This window comes from Streptomyces thermocarboxydovorans (genome assembly GCF_039524635.1).
GTDB classification, from domain to species: domain Bacteria; phylum Actinomycetota; class Actinomycetes; order Streptomycetales; family Streptomycetaceae; genus Streptomyces; species Streptomyces thermocarboxydovorans.
Map to the genome: position 1 here is coordinate 1 of NZ_BAAAGU010000127.1, position 2755 is coordinate 2755.

Genomic DNA, 2755 nt, shown 5'->3' on the forward strand with positions numbered 1-2755 from the left:
CGCGCACGGCGAGCCGCCCGCGGACTGCCCGCCGGCGGCTCCGGCGGGATAATGGGCGCCATGCGGCCCCGTGGTCCGGTCTGTGGCGTCGCCGCGCTGCTGCTGGCCGTGACGGCCGGCTGCACCGGCGGCGCGGAGGAGACCGCGCCCGAACGCACCACGGCGGCCGCCACCCCCACCGCACCGGCCACGCGCTCCTCCCCCGCGCCCTCACCGGCCGGCCCGGTGTCGCTGCCCGCCCTGATGGCGCGCGAGCACACCGGCTCCGGCCTGCGCCTGGGCCGGGTCCTGGCGCGCACCTCCGCCTACACCCGGTACGCCGTGACCTACGAGGCGAACGGGCTGACCATCTCCGGCGTGATGAACATCCCCCGGGGCGAGGGCCCGTTCCCGGCGCTGGTGCTGGCGCACGGCTACATCGACCCGGACGTGTACGTCACCGGTCAGGGCATGCCCCGCGAGCACGACCTGCTGGCCCGCAGCGGTTATGCCGTGCTGCACGTCGACTACCGCAACCACGCCCGCTCCGACGACGATCCGGACAACGACGTCAACCTCCGCCTCGGCTACACCGAGGACGTGATCGGCGCGGCCCTCGCGCTGCGCGAGGCCGGCCGCCCGGAGATCGACACGGACCGGATCGGGCTGCTGGGCCGCTCGATGGGCGGAGGGGTCGTCTACAACACGCTGGTGGTGGCGCCCGGCCTGTTCGACGCGGCCGTCGCCTACGCCCCGGTCAGCGCACATCCCGAGGAGAACATCGACCACTTCCAGCGGCCCGGCGACGACCCGCTGGTGGACCGGATCGAGGCCGCGCACGGAACCCCCGAGAGCAACCCGGAGTTCTGGCGCCAGGTCTCCCCGCTCACCTACGCCGACCGGGTCACCGATCCGCTGCTGATCCATCACGGCACCGCCGACCACACCTGCCCGCTGCGCTGGACCCGCGAGGCCGTCGCGGCCTTCGAGAAGGCGGGTGCGGACGTCGAACTGCGCACCTACCGGGGCGAGGGCCACACCTTCGGTCCGCGGTGGCGGGAGTCGATGGACGTCACGATGCGGTACTTCGAGCGGCACTTGCGCTGACCGGCGCCCGCCACCGGCCGGACCGGGTCTCGACGCGAGGGCATTCCGCGGGGCAGAGTTCTCCCTGCGTACTCGCCAGTACGTCCTGTTGACCCTCTGCACGAGCGCGCCCAGCTCGCCTTGTGCACCACCACGCCCTGCTCGCCTTGCGCAATCGCCCTCCGAGGAGCCGACGTTGACCAGTTGGGCCGGCCGCACCGCCGTCGAGATCGCCGCCGCCGTACGGGAGAAGCGGGTCACCCCGCGCGAGGTGGTCGCCGGCCATCTCGCCCGGATCGACCGGCTGGACGGGCGCATCGGGGCCTTCCGCACGGTGCGGGCCGAGGCGGCGCTCGCCGAGGCGGACGAGGTGGCGGCCCGCGGCGACCTGGCCGAACTGCCCCTGGCCGGCGTGCCCGTGGCGGTCAAGGACAACCTCGCCGTGCGCGGCGAGAGCGTCCGCAACGGCTCGGCGGCGACCCCGGACACGCCCGCCGGCCACGACCACGAGACGGTGGCCCGGCTGCGGGCGGCGGGCGCCGTCGTGGTGGGCCTGACCAATGTGCCGGAGCTGTGCGTCTTCGGCACCACCGAGGGCGTGCACGGCACCGCCCGCAATCCGTGGGACCCCGGGCGCAGCGCGGGCGGGTCCTCGGGCGGCAGCGCGGCCGCGGTGGCCGCCGGGATGGTGCCGATCGCCCTCGGCAACGACGGCATGGGGTCGCTGCGGATACCGGCGGCCAACTGCGGTCTGGTGACCATCAAGCCAGGGCACGGCGTGATACCGGCCGGGATCAGCGAGGGCGACTGGTTCGGCATGTCGGAGAACGGGCCGCTGGCCACCACGGTCGAGGACGCCCGGCTGATGTTCACGGTCCTAGCCGGACAGGAGCCGGCCGGGCGGGAGGAGCCAGCCAGGCGGGAGGAGCCCGCCGCCCGCCGGATAGCGGTGTCGCTGCGCAGCCCGCTGGCCGGGGTCGCCGTCTCCAGGCCGTATGCGGCGGCGGCACGGGAGGCGGCGGCGGTGCTGATGAAGGCGGGCCACCAGGTGCGGCGTGCCGACCCGCCCTACCCGGCGTCGCTGGGCGTGACCGCGCTGGCCCACTGGACGGCGGGGACGGCCGTGGACGCCCGAGGGCTGGACCGCCGCTTCCTCACCCGCCGCACCCGGGTGCACGCCGCGATAGGGCGCCGCTGCGAGCACTTGGTGGCCGGCAGTGCCGCGCGGGAGAGGCTGCGCAGCCGGCTGGAGCCGTTCTTCGGCGAGTACGACGTCCTGCTCACCCCCGCTCTCGCCCGCCGCTCCCCGCAGGCCGCGCCCTGGCACCAGCGGGGCTGGCTGCGCAATGTGCTGGCCAACTCGGCCTACTCGCCGCTGACTCCGCCGTGGAACCTGACCGGCTGGCCCGCGATGGCCGTGCCCTTCGGCACCCTGCCCTCCGGTGCGCCCTGCTCCGTGCAGCTGGTGGGCCGCCCGGGGTCGGAGGGCGAACTGCTGGATCTGGCGCAGCAGCTCCAGGACCGCCGTCCCTGGCCGCGGATCGCGCCGCTGGAGGGGGCGGAGGCCGCCGGCGGGTGACGGAGAACGGTGTTGCCGTGATCGTCGGGGCACGCCTAGTGACCTGAGTCGGAGATTCGTCGGCAGTAGGCGGCGACTTTGTCGAGGATCTCGTCGGCGGTCTTCGTCCAG

2 protein-coding genes are annotated in these 2755 nt (G+C 74.8%); both read left to right on the forward strand.

Annotated features, from left to right (window positions below):
• A partial coding sequence (locus ABD198_RS30370; RefSeq protein ID WP_344007932.1) for an alpha/beta hydrolase family protein occupies positions 1–1086 on the forward strand: 1086 nt, incomplete at its 5' end.
• A 175-nt stretch (positions 1087–1261) separates the two neighbouring features.
• Positions 1262–2644 carry an amidase gene (locus tag ABD198_RS30375; RefSeq protein WP_344007934.1) on the forward strand — a complete coding sequence of 461 codons (1383 nt, stop codon included), beginning with the start codon at positions 1262–1264 and terminating at the stop codon, positions 2642–2644.
• The last annotated feature ends 111 nt before the right edge of the window (positions 2645–2755 follow it).